Origin of the sequence: uncultured Thiothrix sp. (assembly GCF_937876535.1) — a bacterium.
Lineage (GTDB): Bacteria > Pseudomonadota > Gammaproteobacteria > Thiotrichales > Thiotrichaceae > Thiolinea.
Genome location: NZ_CALFHZ010000005.1, coordinates 191,921 through 217,497, shown reverse-complemented (window position 1 = coordinate 217,497; position 25,577 = coordinate 191,921). Strand labels below are relative to the sequence as shown.

Below are 25,577 nucleotides of genomic sequence, written 5' to 3'. Positions count from 1 at the left end.
CCTTATTTACATTCACGTGGAGTGATATTGTTTTCCTTCGCAAACGCCGCAGCGTCTTCAGCGATTAATGGATCAATCACTTCACGATCAGAGGCGATAAAGTCAGTGATTAACTTCCACTTACCTTCTTTCGCATCCCATTGTTGGATGGCGGCAAGACCTGGGCCACCATGATTTGCACAGGAAACATTAATTTCTGGCGCAAAATTAGGTAAGCCTAAAGCTTCCAAGCGTGCTTTGTCGATCTTGAGGTTTTCCATCCCGTCCCGCATTTGCGCGCCAGTCAGTTCTTTGGTGTTATGCATTTTCTGCGCAGTAGCGGCAGCTTCCACCGCTAACATGGCAGCATACAAGCCACGGTTATACAGAACAGTACCAATGTTTTTGCCATCACCAGCAGCTTTGCCTGGGCCTTTGACATATTTCTCAATATCTTTGAACACGGGATAGTCAGTGCCAACACCGTGGAAAGTAGCGGCTTTGTAGCCATTGGCTGCTGCACCCGCAGGGCGTACATCGTTTTCAGAGCCTGCCCACCAGATACCAATGAACTTATCCATTGGGAAGTTGATATTGCCCGCTTCTTTAATCGCGACTTGGTTCATAACACCCCAGCCCCACATGACTACATAGTCTGGGTTATCCCGACGGATTTCTAGCCATTGTGACTTTTGCTCTTGACCGGGATGCTCAACAGGAATGGTTTTTAAGGTGTAACCATGTTTTTTAGAGAGTTCTTCCAGGGTACGGATGGGCTCTTTACCATAAGCAGAGTTGTGATAGAGCAGAGTAATTTTCTTACCTTTTAGATCACCTTTGTTCTGATCTAGGAGATGCTTGATGATGACTGAAGCACCATCCCAATAATTGGCTGGATAGTTGAAAATGTATTCGAAAACCTTACCGTCAGCAGCTGAAGTCCGGCCATAACCCATTGAGTGCATCGGGATTTTGTCAGCGGTGACTTTAGGAATCAGTTGATAGGTAATACCAGTCGATAGCGGTTGATAAATCAATGAGCCTTGCCCTTTAGTAGACTCATAGCACTCAACGCCTTTTTCAGTGTTGTAGGCGGTTTCGCACTCAGGTGCTTTGATTTTTACCCCACCGACACCACCATCACGTTCGTTGACTAAAGTGAGATAATCGGCATAACCATCCGCAAACTCAGTGCCGTTTGGTCCATAAGGCCCAGTACGATAGCTCAACATGGGGAAGGTCAACTCAGCCATTGCCGCTGGCATTGCAGTTACCAACATACCAGCTGCTAATAAGGCAAGTCCGATCTTTTTCAATTTCATCTGTTTTCTCCTCCAAATAAAACACAAACTGCTAGCACGATTCCCAACACAGCAAGGCTGATGAACCTAGTGTGGGAACGGCCATAAGCGTAATTTTTCCTTAGTCACTCGCCATAACTGAGCCAGTCCATGTGGCTCAACGATTAAGAAGAACATAATCAAAGCACCAATCAGTAAAAGTTCGATATGTGCTGCTAAATCAGCAGGCCAACCGAAGCCATTCACCATTACGTTTTTCAGTAAGACGGGCATTAGGGTTAAAAATGCAGCACCTAAGAATGATCCTAAAATGCTGCCTAAGCCACCAATAATGATCATAAACAGTACAAGGAAGGATTTGCTGATGCCGAAAGCTTCGGTGGGTTCAGCAGTACCTAAATAAATCGCAAACATCATCGCACCCGACATACCAATATAAAAAGAGCTGATCGCAAAGGCAGAAAGTTTAGCTTTCAAGGGGGGTACGCCGATGATTTCCGCCGCAATATCCATATCACGAATCGCCATCCAGGAGCGTCCGATGCGACCACGAATCAGGTTATGTGCAATGAAGGCAAATACAACGACTAGGGTTAAACAGAATAAGTAGGTAATCCAAGAGGGTGATTCCGCCCCAGTCAAGGGGATACCAAAGAAAGTACGTTCAGGCGCTACGATCATGCCAGAGGCAGAGTTGTTGTAGAACCAAGGTACTTTATTGAATAACCATACTAAGAAGAATTGCGAAGCTAAAGTAGCGACCGCTAAGTAGAAGCCTTTAATTCGTAAGCTTGGCAAGCCAAAGATCATCCCAACGACCGCAGTAATTAAGCCCGCGAGGATCACCACAATGAACATATTCATCCACGGAAAGGCCACCATCAGCTTATAGCAAGCATAAGCACCGACAGCCATAAAACCACCGCTACCTAAACTTACTTGGCCGCAGAAGCCAGTCAGAATGTTTAGACCTAAGGCAGCCATTGCCCAGACTAAGAAGGGTAGCAGTACCGATTTCTCCCAATAATCATTGATGAAGAACGGCACTACAAAGAACGCAATGGCTAAGATGCCCCAGACCATATGCCGATCTAAACGAATCGGGAAGGTTTGTTGATCGGATGAATAAGAGGTTTTAAAGTCGCCCGCCTCACGATAGAACATGCTTAAACCCTCTCAATAATACGTTCGCCAAACAAACCTTGTGGACGGAACATCAGGAAGAACAACGCCAAGACATAGGCAAACCAGTTTTCAGTTGCGCCGCCGATCATGCCGCCGATAAAGTATTCAAACAGCTTTTCACCCACACCAATAATTAGTCCACCCACAATGGCCCCTGGAATCGAGGTAAAGCCACCAAGGATTAATACCGGTAAAGCCTTAAGTGCAATTAAAGATAAAGAGAATTGCACGCCAGATTTAGCGCCCCACATGATGCCAGCTACGAGTGCTACGAACCCAGCAATCGACCAGACAATAATCCAAATCGTCCGTAGTGAAATCCCTACCGTTAACGCCGCTTGGTGATCATCCGCAACTGCACGTAAAGCACGCCCAGTTTTGGTGTATTGCGAGAATAAAGTTAGGGTGATGACTAGTACAATGGCGACACCTGCTGCCCAAAGATCGAGGACGTCGATATACATGCCACGATAATTTGAGCCTTCTGCAGCCCAGCCAGCAGTGATACTTTCTAGCCAAGTTGAGCCACCAGAAGGCAAGCCGACATCCATAGTTTTAACATCCGCACCCCACATCAGGTCACCGAAGCCTTCCATGAAATAAGCTAAGCCAATCGTAGTCATGAACAGAATAATCGGTGCTTGATTGACCATATGCCGTAATACGAAACGTTCCAGCACATAAGCGAATAAGACCATCACTCCCATAGTGAGGATAATGGCTAACAGGGTTGGCAACCCGGGTCCCCAAGTATCTAGATGTGTACCTAAAGCAGCATTTATCACATGGGCAAACGGGATTTGACCCGTTTGGAAACCCACAAGCGTTAAAGCCGCAAACAGTGCCATAACCCCTTGAGCATAGTTAAAGATGCCAGAGGCTTTGTAAATCAGTACAAAGCCTAAGGCGACGAGCGAATACATGATGCCCGCCATTAAACCATTGAGGATGACTTCTAAGACATTTAATAGGTCTGGGCTCATTTAGACACCCTCCCTCTCAGTGATAAGCAATGCTTAAGCATGTGCACCCCCTAAATAAGCTTTGATGACTTCAGGATCGCTACGCACTTCGGCTGGTGTGCCATCCGCCAGTTTGCGTCCATAATCAAGAACCACTACACGATCCGAGAGATCCATAACGACGCCCATATCGTGCTCAATCAGCGCAATTGTTGTACCAAACTCGTCATTCACATCCAGAATAAAGCGGCACATATCCTCTTTTTCTTCCAGATTCATCCCAGCCATTGGCTCATCAAGCAGCAATAACTTAGCTTCAGCGGCCAAAGCGCGACCCAGTTCAACCCGCTTTTGCAAGCCATAAGGTAAGCGACCAACAGGGGTTTTACGGATGGCTTGAATCCCAAGGAAGTCGATAATGTGCTCAACCCGTTCCCGATGCGCGATCTCTTCACGTTCAGCAGGACCTTTCCAAATGGCCTGCCAGAACAGATTCGTATGCATTTGTGTGATCCGCCCTGTCATTAAGTTGTCAAGGGTCGACATACCTTTGAACAGCGCAATATTTTGGAAAGTACGGGCAATGCCTTGGCGTGCCACTTCGTAAGGGCGCATCGAGCCACGTTTTTGACCACGGAACCAGACTTCACCCTGTTGAGGATGGTAAAAGCCGCTAATGACATTGAGCATTGAGCTTTTGCCTGCACCGTTTGGACCGATAATGGCGCGGATTTCACCTTCTTTAATATCAAAGCTAATATCGGTGAGTGCTTTGACCCCACCGAAAGAGAGGCTGATATTTTTAACTTCGAGCAAAGTGCCGCCGATTTTGCGGCCGTCTTGAGTCGATTCAGCCATTACGCAGCCTCCTTCACCGTTGATGCAAAGGTGGGTACATCAGCAATATTCAAATTAGCTTCGATAGCGCCTTTACGACCGTCTTCAAAGGTGACTTCAGTGCGAATGAAACACGCCTTTGAACCGTTATACAGCGCATCAATTAAGACCCCATATTTCTCAGCAATAATCCGCCGCCGTACTTTACGGGTACGGGTTAATTCACCATCATCCGGATCGAGTTCTTTATGCAAAATCAAGAAGCGATGAATTTGCGAGTTCGACAAGAGTTTGTCACCCGCTAAACTACGATTCACCTCTTCAATGCTTTTCAGCATCATCTGGTAAACTTGTGGATTACCGGCTAATTCTTGATAGCTGGCATACGGTACATTATTCCGTTCTGCCCAATTACCAACCGCTTCTAAATCAATATTGATAAAGGCAGTGCAATAATCTTTCTCATGTCCAAAAGCGACCGCTTCTTTGATATGCGGGAAGAATTTCAGCTTATTCTCAATATATTTTGGCGCAAACATCGAGCCATCGTTGAAGCGACCTACGTCCTTAATCCGATCAATGATTTTTAAGTGACCATTTTCAGCAAAATAACCCGCATCACCGGTGAAAACCCAGCCTTCTTCATTTTTGGTTTCACGGGTCGATTGTTCGTTTTTGTAATAGCTATGGAAGACACCAGGACCTCGATAGAGAACCTCGCCATTTTCAGCAATCTTCACATCAACCCCAGGCGCAGGTACACCTACCGTGTCTGCAAAGATTTGTCCATCTGGTTGCATGGTAATGAATACAGCAGCTTCAGTTTGGCCATAAAGCTGCTTGATATTGATGCCTAAAGAGCGGAAGAAATCAAAAATCTCAGGGCCAATAGCTTCGCCTGCAGTATAAGCCAAGCGAATCCGACTAAAACCCATCGTATTTTTCAGTGGAGCATACACCAGTAAATTGCCTAGGCTATACATCAGTTTATCGGCAGCACTAACCGCCTCACCATTGAGTAGCTTGACCCCAGTTTTGCGCGCCACCTCCATGAAATAGTTATACATGCGCTGCTTGAGCTTGCCAGCATCATGCATACGGATGGTGACTGTCGTTAGAATATTTTCAAAGACACGCGGTGGGGCGAAATAATAAGTCGGGCCAATTTCACGTAAATCGGTGGAAATTGTACTTTCACTTTCAGGGCAGTTAATGCAAAAACCGGCTACATAAGCTTGACCGTAGGAGAAAATGTGATCCCCAACCCATGCCATAGGTAAGTAGGATAAGACTTCTTCGTTTTGGGAGAGCTTGTCGAAGTTGACGCTATTGCGTGCAGTCATGATGATATTGTCATAAGTCATGACTACACCTTTCGGCTTACCTGTAGTGCCTGAAGTGTAGAGGAAAATACTGATATCGCTGCCTTTGCCCTGCGCCATTTCCTGATTCACATATTCAGGATGCTGTTTGGCAAACTCACGCCCAAGGGTTTGTACTTCAGCAAAATCATGTAAATGATCATGCTGGTAAGAACGCATACCACGTGGGTCATCATAGATAATATGCTGCATATTCGGACAACGTTCCTGAATCTCTAGCATCTTATCGACTTGTTCTTGGTCTTCAGCAATGACGAATTTAGCTTCAGCATGTTCGAGCACATACTGCATTTCATCAGCGACTGAATCTTGATAGACCGGAACGGGGATGCCACCTAAACATTGAGCAGCACAGATACCCCAGTAAAGGCGAGGGCGATTAGAGCCAACAATAGCTAGCTTATCACCGCGTTGAAAACCGAGCGCCGCTAACCCATTAGCCAGTGCGACAATTTCATCGCGCATTTGTGCCCAGGTCCACGACTGCCAAATGCCGTAATCCTTCTCACGCATTGCTACCCGAGTGGCAAAGCGTTGAGCATTATCGGTCAGCAATTTAGGGAAAGTATCACTTTGGTGATCCACGCCACTCCTCCTCCACCTGATTCCTATTTTTATCCTAAAGGCAAACTAGGGAGAGTGTCCAAACTTAGTTTGTAAAGCTAATGTAAAAGTAATGAAAGTTTATCAGTGACTTCAAGGCCGAAATCACAAGTTAAAACTGAGCGGGAACTAAGCGTGCTACCTAAGCTCTGATTTAAAGATGGGACTTGTAACAATGGAGGGAGTTTATTATGCGAATCTCATGCTTAGCCTTAGCAGTGATTACCAGTAGTGTTCTATTGCCTGAAGTAGCTGCAGCGGCTGCCTGCACAGCGACTAATTCGATTACACGAATCACTAATACCAGCCCAACAGGTTTGTATGAATATGTGATTTTTGATGTGAAGAACCCTAGTCCGACCTATCAGGTTGCGTCTAAATCGCCACCTTTTACCTTTGATCCTAGTGACGATCCAGTAGCAGTGAATGGTGTGAAATTTAAGCAAATCCTGTTTCCTTCGGTGTATTGGATGTGCACGATTCCAGAGTTATTGCATCTGCCGAAAACTCAAGTGAAGGATGTAAAGCGTACTGGACAATTCGAGGGGGTAGTCTCCTATGTGGTGGGTTATCAAACAGCAAGTAAGTATGTGACGACTTATCACTACGCGGTGACTAGCACACGCAGTAAGGTGATAATGAAATTTAAGAAATAAGCTTAAGACACGCTTTGAGGCTTAAGTAGCCCAGTCTGTAGGCCACTTAGCTAATGCCTTGAAAATAGGACTTAATGCAGAATGCGTTTCACCCCAGCTTTTTTGGGTGGGCATTGGAAGCAACCATTATGCAGGTGCATTTTTACAGGAGCCCCTGTATCGGTCGTGTTTTGATCAGGTCTATGCACATGTGTAAACGTGAGCGGTTTATCGGAGCAGCCGGGTAACATCACAATATGCGTATGCGCTTGGCCGGGTACATTCATCGCCCAAGCTTTATCTTCTTCAGTTTGGGGGGCATTAGGGTCAGAAGTAGTCGCACAACCTGCTAAGAGCAGGGTAGGTAGCAGACATAAGCCCAAAAACTTGGCTTTGCTTAGTTGTAACATTCAAGTGAGTCCAGTTGAGGGAGAAGTGTTGCGAATTCTACTCGCCTTCCCTGAGCCGAACTAGAGGATTACATGACTGTAATCTAAGCAGTTTGAAGGCTGGGTATTACCAGCCTTCAAGAGGTTCAAGCTAATTTGAAAGTTGCACTTTAAAGCCTGGTTGATTGCTTGGGTGGTTTTGGTTCACAAACACTGAACGATCATGCTTCAGCATAATGACTTCAAAGAAAGGACGGAAACGTTCTTCACTTACACCGAAAGCTTGCATGACTTTACCGAACAGGGCTTGTTCTTCTGGCTCAGGTTGGCCATCAGCTAAGGATGAATCAATCAGATTAACTAGAATACACATTTTTTGTGCATCGCTGAGTAAAGGGGTCGCTTCTTGCAGGAAGGTTTCAATCGAGTTCTTACGGCGATATTTCATCGCATTGTCGAGTAATGCTTTATTGTTTGCACCGACCCCAATATTGCCGTGACCGTCATCACTACCACCTAAGACTGAGAGTAAGTGACCGACTTCTTCATTATCCATCTCACCATCAGCAGACATCATATACAGCAGGGATGTTGCAAAGGCCAAATGCGGGGTCATTTGCGCACCAGTATCGCCCTTAAACATATCAAACAATCCCATAACTCTTCTCCTTTATTTAGATTATTCAGTAAATGTGTGGATGTGCAGGTTAACAGCTAATCAGCTGAACACCAATAAAACCCTAGTGAGTGGCATGGTCTTTCCAACTTGAGTGGATTGGTTTAAAAAACCAGCCAGATAATTTGTAAACCGAAGGTAAAGCTACTCCCATCCAAGTGGATACTGCGCAATACTAAAGCTTATGAGTACAGAAGCTATCCTTGGAAACCACAGAGCTTTATCGCTGGATGTTCTGAACTACTTAGATCAGGGCATTTCCGTCTTTGACGAAGATTTACGCCTATTAGCGTGGAATCGGCGTCTATTTGACTTGCTCCAACTCCCCGAAACTTTTGCCCAAACGGGTTTGTCGATTGAAGTGCTATTTCGCTTTAATGCAGAGCGTGGTGAATATGGTGAGGGGAATATTGATGAGATTGTTGCGGAGCGAATGCGGCTTGCACGGACTTTTGCATCGCATGTATTCGATCGGGTACGTCCCGATGGAACGGTGATTGAAGTACGTGGTAATCCATTACCGCATAATAGTGGCTTTGTCACCACCTATACCGATGTAACCCAGCAGCGTATGGTCGAGCTAGAGCTAGAGCGGCGTGTCGAACAGCGTACCGAAGAATATCGTTTAGAAAGCGAAGCCCATCGCAAAACAGCTGATGCTTTACGGAAAAGCGAACTCTGGATTCGCCAGATAGCCGATGCCGTACCCGCCTTAATTGCTTATGTGGATAAAAATGATAATTACCAATTTATCAATCATATGCATGAAGAGTGGTTTGGTTTAAATCGTAGCCAGCTACTTGGAACTTCTATCTTTGATTTGGTAGAAAATCGTAATCTTGAACAGTTTCACAAAGATATTGATGCGGTTCAGCAGGGTAAGGAGGTTCAAACTGAATATGTCCTTGGACGCAAAGGACGTAGCCCGTTGGATGTGTCGATTTCCTTCATTCCACATTTTGACGAACAAGAGCAGATGCTTGGTTATTTCTTTCTTGGGCAAGATCTGACTGAATACAAACAGACCCAACGTGAATTAATCGAATCGCAAAAGATGCAAGCGCTTGGGCGCTTAACTGGTGGTATGGCGCATGATTTTAATAATCTGCTCACTATTATTTTGGGCAATCTGAATTTTCTTGAGGAGGACGAAGATTTAGATCTAGAGGAAATCCATGAAGCAGTGCAATGTAGCCTGCAAGCTGCCCAACGGGGCAGTGAGCTAATTCAGCGGATGTTGACCTTCTCACGTCGCCAAGCGTTAAAACCGACTGCTACTGATGTGGGGGAATTGGTGGATGATTTCAGCGTGCTGTTACAGCGCACTTTAGGTGAAACCATCTACTTGCAAAAACAATTGGCAGAAGATTTGCCACCCGTATTAGTGGATCGTAATCAGCTCGAAACCAGTATTTTAAATTTAGCCCTGAATGCACGTGATTCAATGCCGCGCGGTGGGCGTTTGATTATTCGCACCGAAATGTATCAAAAATTAGCGAATTCCACTTCTTTCACTGATTTGCCTGCAGGCGAATATTTAATGCTAAGTGTACGTGATGAGGGCGAAGGAATGACCGCTGAAACCATTAGCCGTGCATTTGAACCTTTCTATACAACTAAACCGGCAGGGGTCGGTACTGGTTTAGGCTTAAGCATGGTCTATGGGTTTGTGAAGCAGTCAGGAGGGGGGATTGAGATTCGCTCACGTTTAGGTGAGGGCACTACGCTGCGTTTAATTTTTCCAGTAGTCAACGAAACACCTACCCAACAGCAGCAACGTCTACTACGCTTAAAGCAGGATGGTCAACAGGCACAAGTTTTATTGGTGGAAGATGATGTTGGTGTCAGGCAATTTGTGCAACGTGCTTTGCACAAAATGGGCTATGCAGTCGATTTAGCTGAAAATGGAGATTTTGCTTGGGAAAAGCTCCAGCAGACTAAACAGTATGCGCTAGTCTTGACGGATATCATCATGCCCGGCTCTATTAGTGGCTTGGAGCTTTACTCACGGATTCGACAAGACTATCCTGAGACTAAAGTGCTGTGCATGACAGGTTACAGCGAACAGGTGGAGTCAACTTTGAGCGAGCAACACTTGCTACGTAAGCCCTTTATGCGTAATCAACTGGCCCACAAACTGCAGGAGCTGTTGAAGGCGGAGCATGCTTGAATCGGTAAGCCCTACACCCAACCATATTCTAATTGTCGATGATGAGCCAGGTATTCGCTCACTGGTTAAACGCTATTTTGAAAAACAAGGCATGGTGGTGCATTGCGCCGCGTCTGGTGAAGAAATGCATGCAGTGCTGAATACCGAGACGATTGATATTGTTTTTTTAGATGTACATTTGCCCGGCAAAGACGGCTTTATGTTGTTAGATGAAATCAAGGCGGAGCATCAAGCAGGCGTGATTATGCTCACTGTTGAAAATGCGTTGGATGCACGCTTACATGGCTTAAATGGCGGCGCAGACGATTATATGCCTAAGCCCTTTGCCATGAGCGAGTTACACGCACGCTCTAATGCAGTCTTACGGCGCTTAGGCCGCTTTAAACAAACCCCTAAACTGGAAACCAGCTGTTATCGTTTTGCCAGTTATGCGCTTGATTGTAAATTACGTGAAGTTCGCAATATGCAACAGGAGCTGATTGATTTATCTCCCGCTGAAATTGATCTGCTCTTAGTCTTCGTTAAGCATCCGCAAACTGTCTTAAATCGCGATTATCTCATGCAGCAAACACGCGGGCGCGATGCTGCTCCTTTTGATCGAACTATTGATGTACGGGTTGGGCAATTGCGTAAGAAGCTGCCCATTGAGGATGAGCAAACTCTGTTTAAAACCGTGCGTGGTGGCGGCTATTTACTAACGCAAACGGTCGAAAAAGTACGTAGCCCGCAACTAAGCAGCTAAGTCTTGCCTTGTCTCAGTTTGATCAAACAAGGTTGCAAAATAAGCTTCGACGGCTTTAAATTGAGTAGCGGTAGATTCTTCTGCATACATAGCAGCGCGAAACGCATTACTATTCGGCAAACTGGTCGTGTACCAAGCGATATGCTTGCGTGCAATCCGACAGCCTGAGTATTCGCCGTAAAAAGCATATAAATCGGCTAAATGTTGCAGAACCACTTCGCGAATTTCCTTGAGGCTAGGACGCGCTAAGTTCTCGCCCGTGGTTAAGTAGTGGGTAATTTCTCGGAATATCCAGGGCTGGCCTTGAGCAGCACGCCCGATCATTAAAGCATCGACACCCGTCTGCTCTAAGACTTGCTTAGCTTTGGCAGGGCTATCAATATCCCCATTCGCAATCACAGGTATTTTTAAAAGCTGCTTCACTTCCCGAATCAATTCATAGCGCGCTGCGCCCGTATACATTTGCTCGCGAGTACGTCCATGAATTGCTAAGGCAGCAATACCCGCTTGTTCGGCACGCTCTGCCACCCGCAGAATATTTTCTTGTCCATTCGCAAAGCCTAAACGAGTTTTTAAAGTGACAGGTACTTCAACGGCCGCCACCACTGCATCTAGAATGCGGGCGACTAAATCTTCATCCTGCAATAAAGCGGAACCTGCTAAACGCTTACAGACCTTTTTCGCTGGGCAGCCCATATTAATATCTACAATCTGTGCACCATTCGCAACTTGATAGCGTGCGGCTTCGGCCATTTGTTCAGGTTCAGAACCGGCAATTTGTGCAGAAATTGGGGCTAGTTCCCCTGCGAAATTAGCCCGAAACATCGACTTTTTTTGCGCATATAAAGTCATGTCGGAAGCCATCATTTCGCTAATCGCATGCCCTGCGCCGAAATGTTTGCAAAGCGTGCGAAACGGACGATCCGTGACACCTGCCATTGGAGCCACAATCAGATTATTTGTTAAGGTGTAAGAGCCAATTTTCATAACAGCTAAGTGTATCAGCTTCTAGCCGCTCGGTGCGTTTTGCTATAAACGTTGTAGCACTTCCATCCGCTGCTGGATTTTCAGCTGCCAGCTAGGCGTTAAACCTTGGCAGCGCGCCAAGCTACGTAAAATCAGAAAATTGGGTCGATGTTCAGCATACGCCTCTAGAAAATTGCGTAATGAAATGGGATTAAAGCGTTCGACTAAATCCATACTATCGCCGACTTGTACCGAGCCAGATTCTAATACGCGGTAATACCAACCATTGATGTGTTGAGTCGCAATGAATTTTGCTAAGCGCTCATCGTCGAATTTACTATTAATTTTCCAGCAGGGATTACGTGGTTGTGAGACTTGTACAAGTGCGCTGCCCAGGCGGTATATATCTCCAATATGCACATTGCCTTCATGCATACCCAGCACCGTCAGATTTTCCCCCATACTGCCAATGGGCATACGTGCCGCTAATTCAGGGAAAGCTGCATGTAATTGCGCATAACTTGGAATTGCATATTGATGCAAGGCTTTTTCCGTACCACCATGCACACGTCGATCAACTTGAATATCACCTTTGATGCCATCTTCATCTAAAACAGCTGTTTGGATACAGTCTTTCCATATCCCTGTGAACGCCTGATCTTCCCCAATCCGTTGCGGCTTAGCTGTCGCATACAAATGTCCCACCACAAATGCATTCATGCTCCCTCTCCCCAGTTGCATGATTTAAAGGCTTGAGCCAAGTACGATTAATCCCATACTGATAAGGCTCGCAGCCGCCAAACGCTTTGACCACTGCTCTTGTTCTTTTAGCACAAAGATCGAAATAATGCTGACCACCACAATCCCCGCATTACTAAAAGTCACAGCAGTCGCTGTATCCAAGTGATTCATTACTTGAATAATCAAGGCGTAAGAACTGCCAATGCACAAACCACCAATTAAAATTAACCAAGCATTTGGCCTACAAGCGGGAAGCCAATGTCGGGTTTCGCGCCAGTTCAACAGGCTCATCACCATAAATGCCATTAGATAGCTAAGGGATACATAACCCAAAATGGCCGCAAAAGATGGTAGTTGCTGAATCAATAATTTGTCACATAGAGAATAAATGCTGGTACAGATAGCGGCTAAACCGACCCAAGGTAAGGCTTGAGCGGTATGGGCTTGCCTAGAGCTGGTCATGGCTAACAGCCATAAGCCTAATAAGCTTAAACCGATGCCTACACTAGCTAGCCAACTCGGTAATTGCCCCCACAAGAGCCACGTCCAAATCACAATTAACAGGGGGGAGCTACGTGCCAAGGGGTAAACGAAAGCAGCCGGTGCAAAACGATAGGCATGGCGCAAAGCCACAAAGTAAATACTTAAAGCCATCGCAGCTAAGCTATTCAATAGGATGAACTGGCTTGACCCTGTTATTTGGCTCAAGCCATAAACACCCAATGGTCCAAATAGCAATAAATGGGCGAGTAACCCCCACCAGAGATAATTGCAGGATGCAGGAACTTGGCGCGCTAATAAATTCCAAGTCGCATGCATCCCTACTGACAAAGTCAGCAGTGCGACAACAGAACTCATTAAGTCTTACTTAAACACCGCGGAATAAAGCGGTACGTTTTTCCACGAAAGCGGCCATCCCTTCTTTTTGATCTTGAGTAGAAAAGCTTAAGCCAAAGGCTTGCTCTTCTAATAAGCAAGCGGTTGCTAACTCTAAATCTTGACCACGAATCACCAATTGCTTACACATTTGTACCGCTAAGGGCGCTTGAGCCGCGATTTCACGCGCAATTTTCAATGCTTCCTTCATCAAGTCATCGACGGGATAAACATGATTGACTAAACCCCAAGCCAAGGCTGTTGCTGCATCAATTCGCCGCCCTGAAACTAATAACTCTAACGCTTTGGAACGCCCGACTAAGCGACTTAAACGCTGAGTTCCCCCAAAGCCCGGGGTGACACCCAAAGCCACTTCAGGTTGACCAAATTGGGCTTGTTCGGAGGCAATAATCCAATCGCAACTCATGGCTAATTCGCAGCCACCGCCCAAAGCAAAGCCATGTACAACTGCAATCACTGGAATGGGTAATAACTCTAAGCTGCGAAAGGCTTGCATACCTTTACGCCCAAAAGCTTGACCTTCAATCGCGCTTTTAGACTGCATTTCTTTAATATCTGCACCTGCTGCAAAGGCCTTCTGCCCTGAGCCGGTTAAGAGTAAGACGCGAGCATCCGCTTGAGTTTGGAGATGAGTAGCCGCAGCATGAATTTCTTCTAAAGTTTTGGCATTCAGCGCATTGTATTGCGCTGGACGATTGATGGTTAGGCAGTAGATGCCAGCCTCTGGCGTTTCTAATAAGATAGTTTCAAATTCCACGAGCGACTCCTCCAAGTAAGCAGGCTAGAGTATAGCGGTAGTTAGCAGGCACTGCTATGCAACGACCGTTTAGCGCAAATATCCCAATGCAAAACAGTGCTATCAGACGTTTATGCTTAAAAATGATATTCTTAAAATTGATAAAGCCCCATAAAAACTTAGGAGGAGCTGCCTGTGTATCAACAAGTGGAGCAGCGTTTACGCGCGATTGAACAACATCAACTACATGCAGCTTTGCGAGAGAGCCGCACCGGTCTAGAGAAAGAAAGCCTACGAGTGACCCCTAACGGTACTTTAGCCCAAACCGATCATCCCAAAGTCTTAGGTTCAGCCTTAACCCATCCTTGGATTACCACGGATTATTCAGAAGCTTTAATTGAACTGATTACGCCCCCCCAAGCGCGTGCGCCTGAAGCCTTGGATTTCCTGCTAGATATTGAAACCTTTGTGTATCAGCATTTAGACCATGAGCTGTTGTGGACGACCAGTATGCCGTGCGTGCTACACGGTGATGACGATATTCGTATTGCAGAGTATGGTAGTTCTAATGCTGGTTTGATGAAACATGTGTATCGGCAGGGTTTAGCGTGGCGCTATGGAAAAACCATGCAAGTGATTGCGGGTATTCATTTTAATTACTCGATTGCTGAAGCTTTTTGGGAGCCTTGGCAAGCGGTAGAAGGACATCAAGGCAGTTTGCGTGAGTTTCGTGATGAACAGTACATGGCGCTTACTCGCAATTTATTGCGTTATGGTTGGCTGATTATTTATTTATTTGGTACGTCGCCAGCCATTTGTAAAAGTTTTCTGGGAGGGCGTAAAGCACCAGAAACGATGTTGGAGTTGAATGAATATACTCTCTATGAACCCTATGGCACCTCGTTGCGGATGGGAAATATTGGCTATACCAATAGCAAAGAAAATGCGAGTGGTGTACAAGTTTGTTATGACTCTTTGCAATCTTATACCAACAGCTTGTGGCGCGCGATTCATACCCCTAGTAAGGAATATGAAAAAATCGGCGTAAAAGTTGATGGTGTCTACCGCCAGCTGAATACCAATATTCTACAAATCGAAAATGAATACTACAGCACGGTACGTCCTAAGCAGCCTTTGCAACGCTTTGAAAAGCCAGTCAATGCTCTGCAAGATCGCGGCATTAAATATATCGAGCTACGCTCTGTAGATATTAATGCCTTCCATCCAGCCGGTTTGACACATGAGCAACTACGCTTCTTAGAGGTGTTTATGCATTTCTGTTTATTGCAGGCTAGCCCCAAAATCGATGCGAATGAACGCAATATGATCAATAGCAATCAAATGCTGGTAGCACATCAGGGGCGTAAACCGGGTTTGCTTTTAGAGCAGCCTGAACGGCAGATTAGTCTACAAGCTTGGGGTAAGGAATTATTAGAGCAAATGCTGCCGGTGGCTGAGTTATTAGATAAAGTTCATCAAGAAACGACTTATTATTCTGCAGTGCAACAAAAACTCGAATTGATTAATGACCCTGAGCTAACCCCTTCTGCCCAGATGATGCGGGAAATGCAGGAAAAGGGCGCAAGCTTTTTTAGTTTTGCCCAAACTAAATCACGCCAACATCGTGATTTCTTTCTGAAAAAGCATTTATCTGCAGAGCGTGAAGCAGAGTTTACTCAGCTGGCGCAGGAGTCGCTAGCTCAACAGCAAGCTATTGAAAAATCAGATACTATGGAGTTTGACCAATTCCTCCATGCTTATTTTTCTGGGGAGTTATAAGTAAATGAGAATTTGCTTATGTAAATAAGCTGAAACTGAAAATGAAATTTATCAAGATTTTTCTTTCCTTGAATCAAAACTACTATACACTAGTAATTGTTCAGGGTTTTATACCTGAAATGTTGCGGGTAATTTGTGTGTCTGCTTGCCCGCTACTAAATGATTTCCGCAGCACACAATAGATGAGATGATTACAATTGAATATTTACGTTGGAAACCTGGCCTACGCGACTACTGAAGAAGACCTCCGTAGCATTTTTAGTGCCTTCGGTGATGTTAGCAAAGTTAGCATTATTAAAGATAAAGAAACTGGCCGGTCAAAAGGTTTCGGTTTCGTAGAAATGCCTGACAATAGCTCAGCGCAAGCGGCCATCAATGGCTTAAATGACACCGATATTGGTGGTCGTAATGCCAAAGTAAACGAAGCTAAACCACGTGAAAACAATGGTGGCGGCGGTGGTGGTGGCGGTGGTCGTCCTCCACGTCGTGACGGTGGTTTCGGTGGTGGTGGTCGCGGTGGCGACCGTGAGGGTGGCGGCTATCGTAATCGCTATTAATTAGCGGTTTACCCAAATACCGTAAAGGCTGGTCTCGTACCAGCCTTTTTTATGGCCAATTTTATCTAAAAATGTAATATTTTAATCTTTTTATATCACTTTAACAGAAATACTCCCTACGGCATACTGGCGCCAATCTTTAAACTTTAGCCTGAATGAGAGCAGTTATGACTGTGTTGAGTGCACAACAATTAGAGCGTATCACCTCCGCTGTCACGGATTTAAGCCCTGTCCAACTGGCTTGGTTAGGCGGCTATCTTTCAGGTTTATCAATGGGTAAGGATAATGTGATTCCTTTCCCACAACGCAGTACGGCCACGGTGACGACCCCTACTATTGCGCCAGTAGTCAGTGCTGCCGCCGCTATCAAAACCTTAGTCCTTTACGGGACACAAACGGGCAATGGTAAAAAAATTGCCGAACAGTTAACCAATCACTTAAAAGCTCACGGAGGTGAAGTCAGTCTGAGCAGTATGAAGGATTATCGGCCTCAACAGCTTAAACAAGAACAACGTCTAGTCATTGTGGTGAGCACTCACGGTAATGGTGAACCACCGGATGATGCGCGGGCTTTCTTTAATTTTATTCAATCCGCACGTGCACCGCGCTTAGAAAAACTTGAATACACCGTCTTAGCTTTGGGTGACTCTAGTTATGATGAGTTCTGCCAAGCGGGTTTAGTCTTAGATACTCGCTTTGCTGAATTAGGTGCGAAGCGGGTGTTAGATCGCGTTGATTGCGATGTTGATTTCGCGAAAACTGCTAAAGCTTGGCAAGAAAAAGTTCTGGAGCAATTCAAAGCAGCTACAGAAGCGGCCAACACTCAATTTGTAGCCAATCCTGTCGCAATCAGTGTTAACGAAGCTTTATATTCTAATGAGAATCCATTCAAAGCTGAGTTACTGAATAGTATTGTCCTCACTGATACAGGCTCAAGTAAAGATGTGTTGCACTTAGAGTTTTCACTGGAAGGCTCAGGTATTCAATACCAGCCGGGTGACATCTTAGCGATTCAAGTCCATAACGATGCTGGTTTAGTTGATGAGGTTTTAAAGCAAGGCAAATTCACTGGCTCTGAAACAGTGAGTCTAGACGGGCAAAGCTTGGATTTGCGCTCCGCTTTAACCAGTAAGTTAGAGTTGTCGACGGTTACTAAGCGTCAGTTAAAGCAATATGCACAATTGATTAATCAGGCTGAATTACTAACTGCTGTCGAGGATAAAGAAGCGCTCAAAGATTTCCTGTGGGCGGCAGATTGGGCTGATGTATTGCACACTTATCCTAGTCAGTTAGAGGCACAGGCTTTAGTCGATTTATTACGCCCGTTGCAAGATCGTCAATATTCGATTGCTTCCAGTCCAAACGCGCACCCTGATGAAGTGCATTTGTTGGTGAAGCGCGTGACATATACTTTCAATGGCCGCGAGCATTTAGGCACGGCTTCCAATGGCTTAGCGCGTTTACAAGCCGGTGATGTGAGTGGAGTGTATATTAAAGAAAACCCACACTTCCGTTTGCCGCATGACCCACAGACCAAAATTATTATGATTGGTGCGGGGACAGGGGTAGCGCCGTTCCGGAGTTTCTTATTTGAACGTGAAGCTCAGGGTTTAAGTGGCAATACTTGGTTATTCTTTGGTGAACAGCGCTTCCGTACCGATTTTCTCTATCAAACTGAATGGCAAAGTTTGCTGCAATCGGGTGTATTAGAGCGGATGAGCGTCGCCTTCTCACGCGATCAAGCGCAGAAGGTTTATGTACAAAATCGTTTATTAGAAGCGGGCGCAGAAGTGTATCAATGGCTGCAAACAGGCGCACATCTGTATGTCTGTGGTGATATGCACGGTATGGCGAAAGATGTGAATCAAGCTTTATTGGCTATTGCGATTCAACAGGGTGGCAAAACACCTGAACAAGCGCATGACTGGTTAGAGTTATTGATTTCTGAGCATCGCTATCAGCGCGATGTTTACTAGAATAAACATGGATTGACAAAAGGGGCTGATCAAGCCCCTTTTGCATTTAAGCCAGCCGCAAATGCCAGCGATGATCTAATTCACTTACTTCAGCATTAAAGCGCTCACACTCTTCTCGCTTGAGCGCGCTATAAATCCGCTGGAAATCCGCCCCAAAATATTCAGCAATAAACGGCGAGTTTTCAAAGGCTTCTAAAGTATCGTACCAGTTTAAGGGCAAGGTATTGCTTTGCTCGCCATAGGCATTACCTTCAGCCGGTTTACCCGGATTGAGTTTATTTTTAATCCCGTGATGTAAGCCCGCTAATACCGCAGCCACGGCTAAATAAGGATTCGCATCCGCACCCGAAGCACGATGTTCGACATGGCGACTTGCTGCTGAACCTGTTGGCACACGGAAAGTCACACTCCGATTATTAATGCCCCAAGTCGCCGCCGTCGGTGCATAACTATTAGCTTTAAAGCGCCGATAGGAATTCGCATGCGGGGCAAAAATTGCCATACTATCTTGCACAGTCGCTGCCATGCCACCAATGCTATGTAGCAGTAATTCATTGGTTTCGGTTTCACCAGCACTCATCAGATTCAAACCATCAGCATCATTTAAGCTGACGTGAATATGCATACCGCTACCTGCGCGCTCAGTAAAGGGCTTTGCCATAAAGCAGGCAAGCATGCCATGTTGTTCAGCTACACCTTTGATTAGACGCTTGAATTGAATCGCTTCATCTACCGCTTGCAGAGCATCTTTGCGATAAACCAAAGTGATTTCAAATTGCCCCGGTGCATATTCGGAAATGGCGGTTTCTGCGGGTAAACCTTGAATCGCGGCGTATTTATAAATATCTGCAAAGAAGGGGCGCATCGCCTCTAAATCATCCACGCTGTAGACCTGCGTTTGCGTGAGTGGCAGTTGATTGCTGGCGGTAGCGGGTACGACTTTGCCTTGTTTCCATGCTTGCGCATCCAGCAAATAAAATTCTAATTCGCAGGCTAAAGCAGGGTATAGATTATCGGCTTTGAGATTGGCAATAATCTCCGCTAAACGTAAACGCGGATCAGCTGCAGCGGCAGGCATACCGGCGACTTTATCCATACTGACCAATACTTGTCCGGTACTGGGTAGCCACGGGCAGACTTTCAAAGAATTTGGTACTGGTTTGGCGAGGCAATCCATATCGGCGACCTCCCAGACTAAACCAGTAGTATCCACATCTTCACCCAAGACATTCAAAGATAAAATCGAGCTAGGTAAAGGCCGACCATTTAAAAATAAAGCATGTAGCTCGTGCGGACGTAGAAATTTGCCACGTGCAATGCCATTAATATCGGTCAAGATCAGCGCAATTTGGCTTAAATGCGGTTGAGCGCTTAAAAAGCTGGTTACTTCAGGCGAGCGGGCAGGTGCAGTCGGTTGCATGATCAATCCTTAGTATAGTTCTTGAATGAAAGTATCAAGTGTACGAATAAGTTTATCAATATCAGTGGTTTGAGTAGCAGGGCAGGCCAGCATCATATTGTGAAAGGGGGTAATCATGATACCACGATTGAGCAGATACAGATGAATACACTGCTCCAACTCATCATCAAAGGCTAATTCGGCCTCATGTCCTGTGCGGGGTGCTTTTGGGCTAAATTGAAATTCAACCCGTGCGCCAATCTGGGTAATACACCACGGCAAATCATGTTTTGTGATCACGTTTTTTAGCCCTTGAGCTAAATATTCTGCCTTAGGAATCATGTCGTCATAGGCAGCTTTGGTCATGACTTGTTCAAGATTTGCGCGCATCGCCCGCATGGTAAACATATTCGCTGACAGGGTAGTTCCCATACCGCTGTGCCCATGTCCGTCATGCTCAGCAAGGTTATTTGTACTTTTAAGTTGCTGCATTTTTTGCGCAACTTCACTACTTACACCAAACACGGAGCAAGGCAAGCCACCAGCAATCGGTTTACCTAGTACAAATAAATCTGGCTCTAAACCAAAGCTTTTGGTGTAGCCCCCATAACCAGTTGAAATCGTATGTGTTTCATCAATAATTAATAGTGTGCCATGCGCTTGCGTGAGGCGGCGCAATTCAGTATGAAAGCCTCCATCTGGTAAAACCATACCGATGTTGGTCATCGCGGGTTCGCATAAAACGGCAGCCACATCATTGGTTTGTAAGGCTAATGTGAGTGCGGGCAGATCATTAAACTCGACTACGCGCATGTATTGAGTGAGGTCTAAAGCTTGGCCTTTTAAACCTTTACGGTGCACGGTTTTGCCATGTTGCAGGCGCACCATCGTTTCATCGACCGTGCCGTGATAACAGCCATCAAATACTAGAATGATTTTGCGCCCCGTGACGGCACGTGCCCAACGTAAAGCCCAGCGATTCGCATCGGTCGCTGTCGTAGCTACTTGCCAATAGGGTAAACCAAAGCGCTCACTTAAATGCCGACCCACTACAATCGCATCTTCACTGGGTAACATGGTGGTATAACCGTGTGCCGCATGTTGAGCTATGACTTTAGCGACGGGTTCAGGTGAGTGCCCGAACATACAGCCCGTATCCCCTAAGCAGAAATCTGCATAGCGATGCCCATCCACATCTTTGAAGTACGCACCATTGGCTTCCTGTACAAATAAGGGGTAGGGAGTCGACCAGTCTGCCATCCAATGCATAGGCACTCCACCATACAGATAGTGCTTGGCTTGCTCAGCCAAATGAGCAGATTGGGGGTGATGTTGGATAAAAGTTTCAGCTTCGCGCTGAGCAAGTGCAGCGAGTTTTTTGAGCGAGTAGGTGCGTGTCATAGGCAGCTCCAAGTGGCTAACAGTGAGTCTATTCTCACCGAATTGTGATCACTTAAGCAAACGCCCCTTCAATATAACTGACTAAATTCAGAGCCAAATCATTATTTGGCAAAGGCTGATGATAGAGCGCTATACAAAAATGTGGTAATTCGGGTAAGAGGCCATTAAACGGTAGATGCTTAACACCGCTATTTTGGGTTTGCTCAAGCTGAGCACCCACGCACATGCCCGCGCTAATCATAGCGTTTTTGGCAATATCATCTTCAGTGACTACCACATCAAACCAATCAATGTTAGCCCTTTCCAATGCTTCTATTGAAGGGGTGCGGAAAATACAGCCTTTAGTGAAGGCAATCGGTAATGGGCGTTTTTTCCAAGTACAGCCCGTTTCTGAACCCGTCCACAATAGGGCTTGGCGGCTAATAATTTTACCTCCATCCGGCTCGCGTTCGGTGGTGAGAATAATATCGTGCTGACCGGCAGCGAATTGCTCTTTGAGATAAATTGTCAGATCAGTCGTGAGTTTAATCTGTGCTTTTGGGAAATCGCGACTAAAGGTGGCGAGCACTTGCGGAATATGTGGATTGATAATATCTGAAGGTACGCCCAAGCGAATTTCGCCTTCATACTCGGGTGCAGTCATGCGTCCCCAAGCTTCATCGTTTAAAGCCAGCATTTGCCGTGCAAAATGCAGGAGTTGCTCACCTGCTGCGTTCGGTAATAAGCGCTGTACTGAGCGATCAAATAAAGCTTGTTCTAGGCTAGTCTCCAAGCGCTTGATCTGCATACTAATCGCGGATTGGGTCATATTTAAGCGTGAGGCGGCGCGTGTCATACTGCCTGCATCTGCAATCTGCACAAAGCTGCGTAGAGTGGCTAAATCAAAATTACGAATGGGTTTCATATACGCACTTACCTATCAAAAATTGTGAAATAGTTCTTCAAAATTATTCGTTTTACTAATAAATCAGTACACTGTTAAAGTCAATATATGTTAAGTAAATAAGTATTAATTTCACAAATATTGATGGATGGTATCATGAAACTTTATAGCGCAGTAGTGAGTGTTCCTTTCGGCGAATGGGATTGGTTTAGCTTTGAAAAATTGGCTGAACGGTTTAGAGATTGGCAAGTTTTACAAGCCTTAAAAGTACAGATTGCGAAAGAACGTACTGAACTTGCTGATTTACCTGACTATATCTTAAAAGATATTGGGGTGAGTGCTGGCGATGCTTGGCTTGAAAGTCAGCGGAGTATCGATGATTTACCAGCGTATCGTATTAAGCGGGCTTTGCGGGATGCTGATCGCGCTCGCTAAATGTAAACTCAGCAAACCTGCTAGGCTTACCCCAATTTGTTACCCCAGACGCTGGTGCTGTCTTAGGGCAAATCTTGCTCTTAAGTGCGGTCTTTATGCTCATGACTTTCTTAGTTTTTGTCGCTTATGGCTTACTAGCCAACTCTTCCGGCTGCTCGTTCTGCAATCAGTACGGGTACAAAATACCTTACGGCGCGGTTTTGCGGCAGCCTTTGCAGGTTTAGGGCTGAATCTGGCTTTTTCAGGGCGTTAATGCGCCTCTATTCCGTAGATGCGTACTTAAGCAAAAAATAGAATCACTGATTCTGTTCATTAAATCAGTGAATTAACGGTATGAGATAGATAGGAGGTATTCAAGCTAGTCTTTAGAGATAGAGGTTTGACCCGGTTATCTTTAGCTGTTATTAATGCAGATTACTCATTTGCTATTCATCACTCGTGATTAATAGCCGCTAGGAGGAAGTGGTATTAATGAGTTGTTTGACTATTACCCGCTTGCTTATGCCCTATTTCCAGTTACCTATTCGGTGTGACTCTTATCCAGTTATTCGTTCTAGCTTATTTTTAGTTTTAAACTCTAATAACAATCTAAATTTAGAAAACGCACAGGAGATTCTATGAAACGGAGACGATTTCTTTCTAATACCTTAGCGGTGGGCGCAACTGGCATTGCCATTAGCAGTGGCTTCGTCAGCCCGAGTTTAGTGTTCGCCGCTGAAGAGTCGAATACCAATCCCTTTGCTGCCAAAACTTTAGATGACGTGTTGAAAATGCTTAATGCAGTGGAGGCTAAACCCTCTACTGATGTGCAAATCAAAGCACCAGAGATTGCAGAAAATGGTGCGGTTGTACCCTTAACTGTGAGTTCCTCAATGGCAGGTGTGACTGGCATTAGTATTGTAGTCGCAAATAATCCTACACCCTTAGCTGCGACCTTCACCTTGCCTGAGGGCACTAAAGCTGAAGTCTCTACCCGCATCAAAATGGCAAAAACTTCAGAAGTGCTGGCTTTAGTCCAAACTAAAGAGGGTTTATTTAGTGCTAAACAGGAAATTAAAGTCACTATCGGCGGCTGCGGCGGTTAATCAGGAGAGTTCAGGATGGCAAGTATAAAGCTGAAAGCAAAATCACTAGAAGGCGGCTTGGTTGAGGTTAAAGCCTTAATGACTCACCCGATGGAAACGGGCTTACGTAAAGATTCAGCGACTGGTGAATTAGTGCCTGCACATTACATTACCGAAGTGGTCGTGACGGCGAATGACAAGGAAGTACTGAAAACTAATTGGGGTGGCTCGGTTTCGAAGAATCCTTATCTGGCCTTTAGTTATAAAGGTGCTGTCGGTGACAAAGTTAAATTAACTTGGAAAGACAACAAAGATGCTACGGATTCTGCGGAGTTGACCGTGGAGTAGTTTGGCTCTAACGCTAGGAGAGGAGCGTGCTATGAAAAAGCTATTATTGTCCGGACTGCTCATGAGTAGTCTTGCTCTGACGGTTGTTTATGCTGCAGAAGAACCCAATGCGGATGCTTATCGTGAAATGACCTACGGGGATCGAGATGCGAATCCGGCCTTATTAGTTGTGGATCGCGGCGAGGAGCTATTTAAAGCCAAACGCGGCTCAAAAAATGTTTCGATGGAAGAATGTGATTTTGGTTTAGGTAAAGGTGTGGTGAAAGGTGTGTATGCTGAACTGCCGCGCTATTTCCAAGACACAGATCGCGTGCAAGATTTAGAGTCACGCATGCTGACTTGTATGACCACAGTGCAAGGTTTTGACGAAGCTGAGCTGAAGAAAAAAACCTATGCCAATGAAAAAGCCAATGAAGATAATACCGACTTAGAGGCGATTGCTGTCTATATCGCCGCGCAATCCGATGGGATGAAAATCAATCCACCGATTGCACATCCTAAAGAGCAAGAAATGATTAAAGTCGGTGAGGCTTTATTTTATCACCGTACTGGCCCTTTAGATTTTTCCTGTGCCTCCTGTCATGGTGCGGATAAACAGCGTATCCGCTTACAAAATCTAGGTAATTTTTCTAAAGCCGGTGCTGATGCGCAAAAAGCCATTGGTGGCTGGCCGACCTATCGGGTCTCACATGCCGCCGTGCGTACTATGCAGCATCGGATTTGGGATTGTGAAGGGCAGATGCGTTTGCCGGATACTGAGTATGGCTCACCGCTTACCGTGGCACTAATTGCCTATCTGACCTCACAGGCAAAAGACGGTACTTATGTTTTACCTGGCATGTCACGTTAAGGAGTAGGCTATGAAAAAACCAATCTTGGCTAGCGTAGCCTTAAGCATTCTTGCAGGGGTAACTTGGGCGGCAGGCGATGATAAAGCGATTCAAGCTTTAGTCGATCAATACATTTCCACCGGTTACCAACAGGGTGACAAGCAGCATTTAGAGCGACTCAAGCAAGATGAAACTTTGAAAATCTGTTCTGAAACGCGCAATAAGCCTTCAGACGAACAGGCTAAGGCGATTGTGGAGCGCGAGAAAGCCAGCATTAAATACCCTGAAAAGATGCTGGGAAGCTGGGAAAAAGGCAAAGAGGTATTTAATACAGGCTTTGGGATGCGGGTCGGCGTGATTATGCCAGACAAGGCGGATAAGCCGCGGGGTGGCAATTGCTATGCCTGTCATGCGGCTGATCCGAAAGAAGTGGCAGCAGGCAATATTGGCAGTTCTTTGACGGGCTATGGCAAAGCACGCGGGAACAATGAAACCAATATCAAATACACTTATGAGAAAATCTATAACTCACAAGCGCATGTAGCCTGTTCCAATATGCCGCGTTTTGGTGCTAATGGCGTGCTTAACCCTGAGCAAATTGCTGATTTAGTAGCGTTTTTGATTGATCCAGCATCACCCGTCAATAAATAAACTGTGTACTAAGCGCTCAAGTTTTTCGTCTTGAGCGCCTATTCTGAATTCTA

Annotated in this window: 25 protein-coding genes; 11 read left to right on the top strand and 14 right to left on the bottom strand. The window is 45.6% G+C overall.

Annotated elements, in window-relative coordinates:
- Window positions 1-2: 2 nt before the first annotated feature.
- The 5 genes from Q0230_RS02260 to Q0230_RS02240 all read right to left on the bottom strand — a co-directional run bounded on the left by Q0230_RS02260 (window position 3) and on the right by Q0230_RS02240 (window position 6,231).
- Entirely contained in the window at window positions 3-1,301 is a 1,299-nt protein-coding gene (locus Q0230_RS02260; RefSeq protein ID WP_298607738.1) for an ABC transporter substrate-binding protein, read from the bottom strand.
- A 66-nt stretch (window positions 1,302-1,367) separates the two neighbouring features.
- Complete coding sequence (locus Q0230_RS02255) at window positions 1,368-2,444, bottom strand: branched-chain amino acid ABC transporter permease (RefSeq protein WP_298607736.1); 1,077 nt, start codon at window positions 2,442-2,444, stop codon at window positions 1,368-1,370.
- A 2-nt stretch (window positions 2,445-2,446) separates the two neighbouring features.
- Window positions 2,447-3,448, bottom strand: a complete 1,002-nt coding sequence (locus tag Q0230_RS02250) for a branched-chain amino acid ABC transporter permease (RefSeq protein WP_298607735.1) — start codon at window positions 3,446-3,448, stop codon at window positions 2,447-2,449.
- Between the two features lie 33 nt (window positions 3,449-3,481).
- Window positions 3,482-4,285: an ABC transporter ATP-binding protein gene (locus Q0230_RS02245; protein ID WP_298607733.1), complete on the bottom strand. Its 804-nt coding sequence runs from the start codon at window positions 4,283-4,285 to the stop codon at window positions 3,482-3,484.
- Complete coding sequence (locus Q0230_RS02240; RefSeq protein ID WP_298607731.1) at window positions 4,285-6,231, bottom strand: AMP-binding protein; 1,947 nt, start codon at window positions 6,229-6,231, stop codon at window positions 4,285-4,287. Before Q0230_RS02240 ends, Q0230_RS02245 begins: the two co-directional genes overlap by 1 nt.
- A gap of 209 nt (window positions 6,232-6,440) precedes the next feature.
- On the opposite strand from Q0230_RS02240, the gene Q0230_RS02235 reads away from it, so the two are divergent.
- Entirely contained in the window at window positions 6,441-6,905 is a 465-nt protein-coding gene (locus Q0230_RS02235) for a hypothetical protein (RefSeq protein WP_298607730.1), read from the top strand.
- Between the two features lie 71 nt (window positions 6,906-6,976).
- Here Q0230_RS02235 and Q0230_RS02230 read toward each other — a convergent pair whose 3' ends face one another.
- Complete coding sequence (locus Q0230_RS02230) at window positions 6,977-7,294, bottom strand: hypothetical protein (protein WP_298607728.1); 318 nt, start codon at window positions 7,292-7,294, stop codon at window positions 6,977-6,979.
- A gap of 130 nt (window positions 7,295-7,424) precedes the next feature.
- Complete coding sequence (locus Q0230_RS02225; protein WP_298607726.1) at window positions 7,425-7,931, bottom strand: TerB family tellurite resistance protein; 507 nt, start codon at window positions 7,929-7,931, stop codon at window positions 7,425-7,427.
- 202 nt (window positions 7,932-8,133) lie between these two features.
- Between Q0230_RS02225 and Q0230_RS02220 the strand changes: the two genes are divergently transcribed.
- Window positions 8,134-10,119 carry a PAS-domain containing protein gene (locus tag Q0230_RS02220; protein WP_298607723.1) on the top strand — a complete coding sequence of 662 codons (1,986 nt, stop codon included), beginning with the start codon at window positions 8,134-8,136 and terminating at the stop codon, window positions 10,117-10,119.
- Window positions 10,112-10,861, top strand: coding sequence for a response regulator transcription factor (locus tag Q0230_RS02215; RefSeq protein WP_298607721.1), 750 nt, complete (start codon window positions 10,112-10,114; stop codon window positions 10,859-10,861). Before Q0230_RS02220 ends, Q0230_RS02215 begins: the two co-directional genes overlap by 8 nt.
- On the opposite strand, the gene dusB is transcribed toward Q0230_RS02215, so the two are convergent.
- Genes dusB through Q0230_RS02195 form a run of 4 tightly spaced genes read right to left on the bottom strand, consistent with a single transcriptional unit; the run spans window position 10,850 to window position 14,222 of the window.
- Entirely contained in the window at window positions 10,850-11,848 is a 999-nt protein-coding gene (gene dusB / locus Q0230_RS02210) for a tRNA dihydrouridine synthase DusB (protein WP_298607719.1), read from the bottom strand. The genes Q0230_RS02215 and dusB overlap by 12 nt on opposite strands.
- Window positions 11,849-11,890: 42 nt before the next feature.
- Window positions 11,891-12,547, bottom strand: coding sequence for an MOSC domain-containing protein (locus Q0230_RS02205; RefSeq protein ID WP_298607717.1), 657 nt, complete (start codon window positions 12,545-12,547; stop codon window positions 11,891-11,893).
- Between the two features lie 24 nt (window positions 12,548-12,571).
- On the bottom strand, window positions 12,572-13,426 hold the full coding sequence (locus Q0230_RS02200) for an EamA family transporter (RefSeq protein WP_298607715.1): 855 nt from the start codon (window positions 13,424-13,426) through the stop codon (window positions 12,572-12,574).
- A 10-nt stretch (window positions 13,427-13,436) separates the two neighbouring features.
- On the bottom strand, window positions 13,437-14,222 hold the full coding sequence (locus tag Q0230_RS02195) for an enoyl-CoA hydratase-related protein (RefSeq protein ID WP_298607713.1): 786 nt from the start codon (window positions 14,220-14,222) through the stop codon (window positions 13,437-13,439).
- 174 nt (window positions 14,223-14,396) lie between these two features.
- Here Q0230_RS02195 and gshA point away from each other — a divergent pair, with 174 nt between their 5' ends.
- The 3 genes from gshA (at window position 14,397) to Q0230_RS02180 (ending at window position 18,513) form a co-directional block, all read left to right on the top strand.
- Complete coding sequence (gshA, locus tag Q0230_RS02190; RefSeq protein WP_298607711.1) at window positions 14,397-15,980, top strand: glutamate--cysteine ligase; 1,584 nt, start codon at window positions 14,397-14,399, stop codon at window positions 15,978-15,980.
- A 197-nt stretch (window positions 15,981-16,177) separates the two neighbouring features.
- On the top strand, window positions 16,178-16,537 hold the full coding sequence (locus Q0230_RS02185) for an RNA-binding protein (RefSeq protein ID WP_298607709.1): 360 nt from the start codon (window positions 16,178-16,180) through the stop codon (window positions 16,535-16,537).
- Between the two features lie 167 nt (window positions 16,538-16,704).
- On the top strand, window positions 16,705-18,513 hold the full coding sequence (locus Q0230_RS02180; RefSeq protein WP_298607707.1) for an assimilatory sulfite reductase (NADPH) flavoprotein subunit: 1,809 nt from the start codon (window positions 16,705-16,707) through the stop codon (window positions 18,511-18,513).
- 46 nt (window positions 18,514-18,559) lie between these two features.
- On the opposite strand, the gene Q0230_RS02175 is transcribed toward Q0230_RS02180, so the two are convergent.
- The 3 genes from Q0230_RS02175 to Q0230_RS02165 are packed head-to-tail and all read right to left on the bottom strand — an operon-like array spanning window position 18,560 to window position 22,217.
- A complete protein-coding gene (locus Q0230_RS02175; RefSeq protein WP_298607705.1) occupies window positions 18,560-19,933 on the bottom strand; it encodes a glutamine synthetase family protein in 1,374 nt (457 codons plus the stop codon).
- 9 nt (window positions 19,934-19,942) lie between these two features.
- A complete protein-coding gene (locus tag Q0230_RS02170) occupies window positions 19,943-21,313 on the bottom strand; it encodes an aspartate aminotransferase family protein (RefSeq protein ID WP_298607702.1) in 1,371 nt (456 codons plus the stop codon).
- A 52-nt stretch (window positions 21,314-21,365) separates the two neighbouring features.
- On the bottom strand, window positions 21,366-22,217 hold the full coding sequence (locus Q0230_RS02165) for a LysR family transcriptional regulator (protein ID WP_298607699.1): 852 nt from the start codon (window positions 22,215-22,217) through the stop codon (window positions 21,366-21,368).
- 135 nt (window positions 22,218-22,352) lie between these two features.
- Here Q0230_RS02165 and Q0230_RS02160 point away from each other — a divergent pair, with 135 nt between their 5' ends.
- The 5 genes from Q0230_RS02160 to soxX all read left to right on the top strand — a co-directional run bounded on the left by Q0230_RS02160 (window position 22,353) and on the right by soxX (window position 25,524).
- Window positions 22,353-22,631: a DUF1127 domain-containing protein gene (locus tag Q0230_RS02160; RefSeq protein WP_298607697.1), complete on the top strand. Its 279-nt coding sequence runs from the start codon at window positions 22,353-22,355 to the stop codon at window positions 22,629-22,631.
- A gap of 617 nt (window positions 22,632-23,248) precedes the next feature.
- The gene (gene soxY / locus Q0230_RS02155; protein WP_298607695.1) at window positions 23,249-23,716 is read left to right on the top strand and encodes a thiosulfate oxidation carrier protein SoxY; all 468 of its coding nucleotides are present in this window, start codon (window positions 23,249-23,251) and stop codon (window positions 23,714-23,716) included.
- Window positions 23,717-23,731: 15 nt separating this feature from the next.
- Window positions 23,732-24,043: a thiosulfate oxidation carrier complex protein SoxZ gene (gene soxZ, locus Q0230_RS02150; RefSeq protein ID WP_298607693.1), complete on the top strand. Its 312-nt coding sequence runs from the start codon at window positions 23,732-23,734 to the stop codon at window positions 24,041-24,043.
- A 31-nt stretch (window positions 24,044-24,074) separates the two neighbouring features.
- Window positions 24,075-24,893 (top strand): sulfur oxidation c-type cytochrome SoxA, encoded by an 819-nt coding sequence (gene soxA / locus Q0230_RS02145; protein WP_298607691.1) that lies wholly within the window; start codon window positions 24,075-24,077, stop codon window positions 24,891-24,893.
- A gap of 10 nt (window positions 24,894-24,903) precedes the next feature.
- The gene (gene soxX, locus Q0230_RS02140; protein ID WP_298607689.1) at window positions 24,904-25,524 is read left to right on the top strand and encodes a sulfur oxidation c-type cytochrome SoxX; all 621 of its coding nucleotides are present in this window, start codon (window positions 24,904-24,906) and stop codon (window positions 25,522-25,524) included.
- Window positions 25,525-25,577 lie beyond the last annotated feature (53 nt).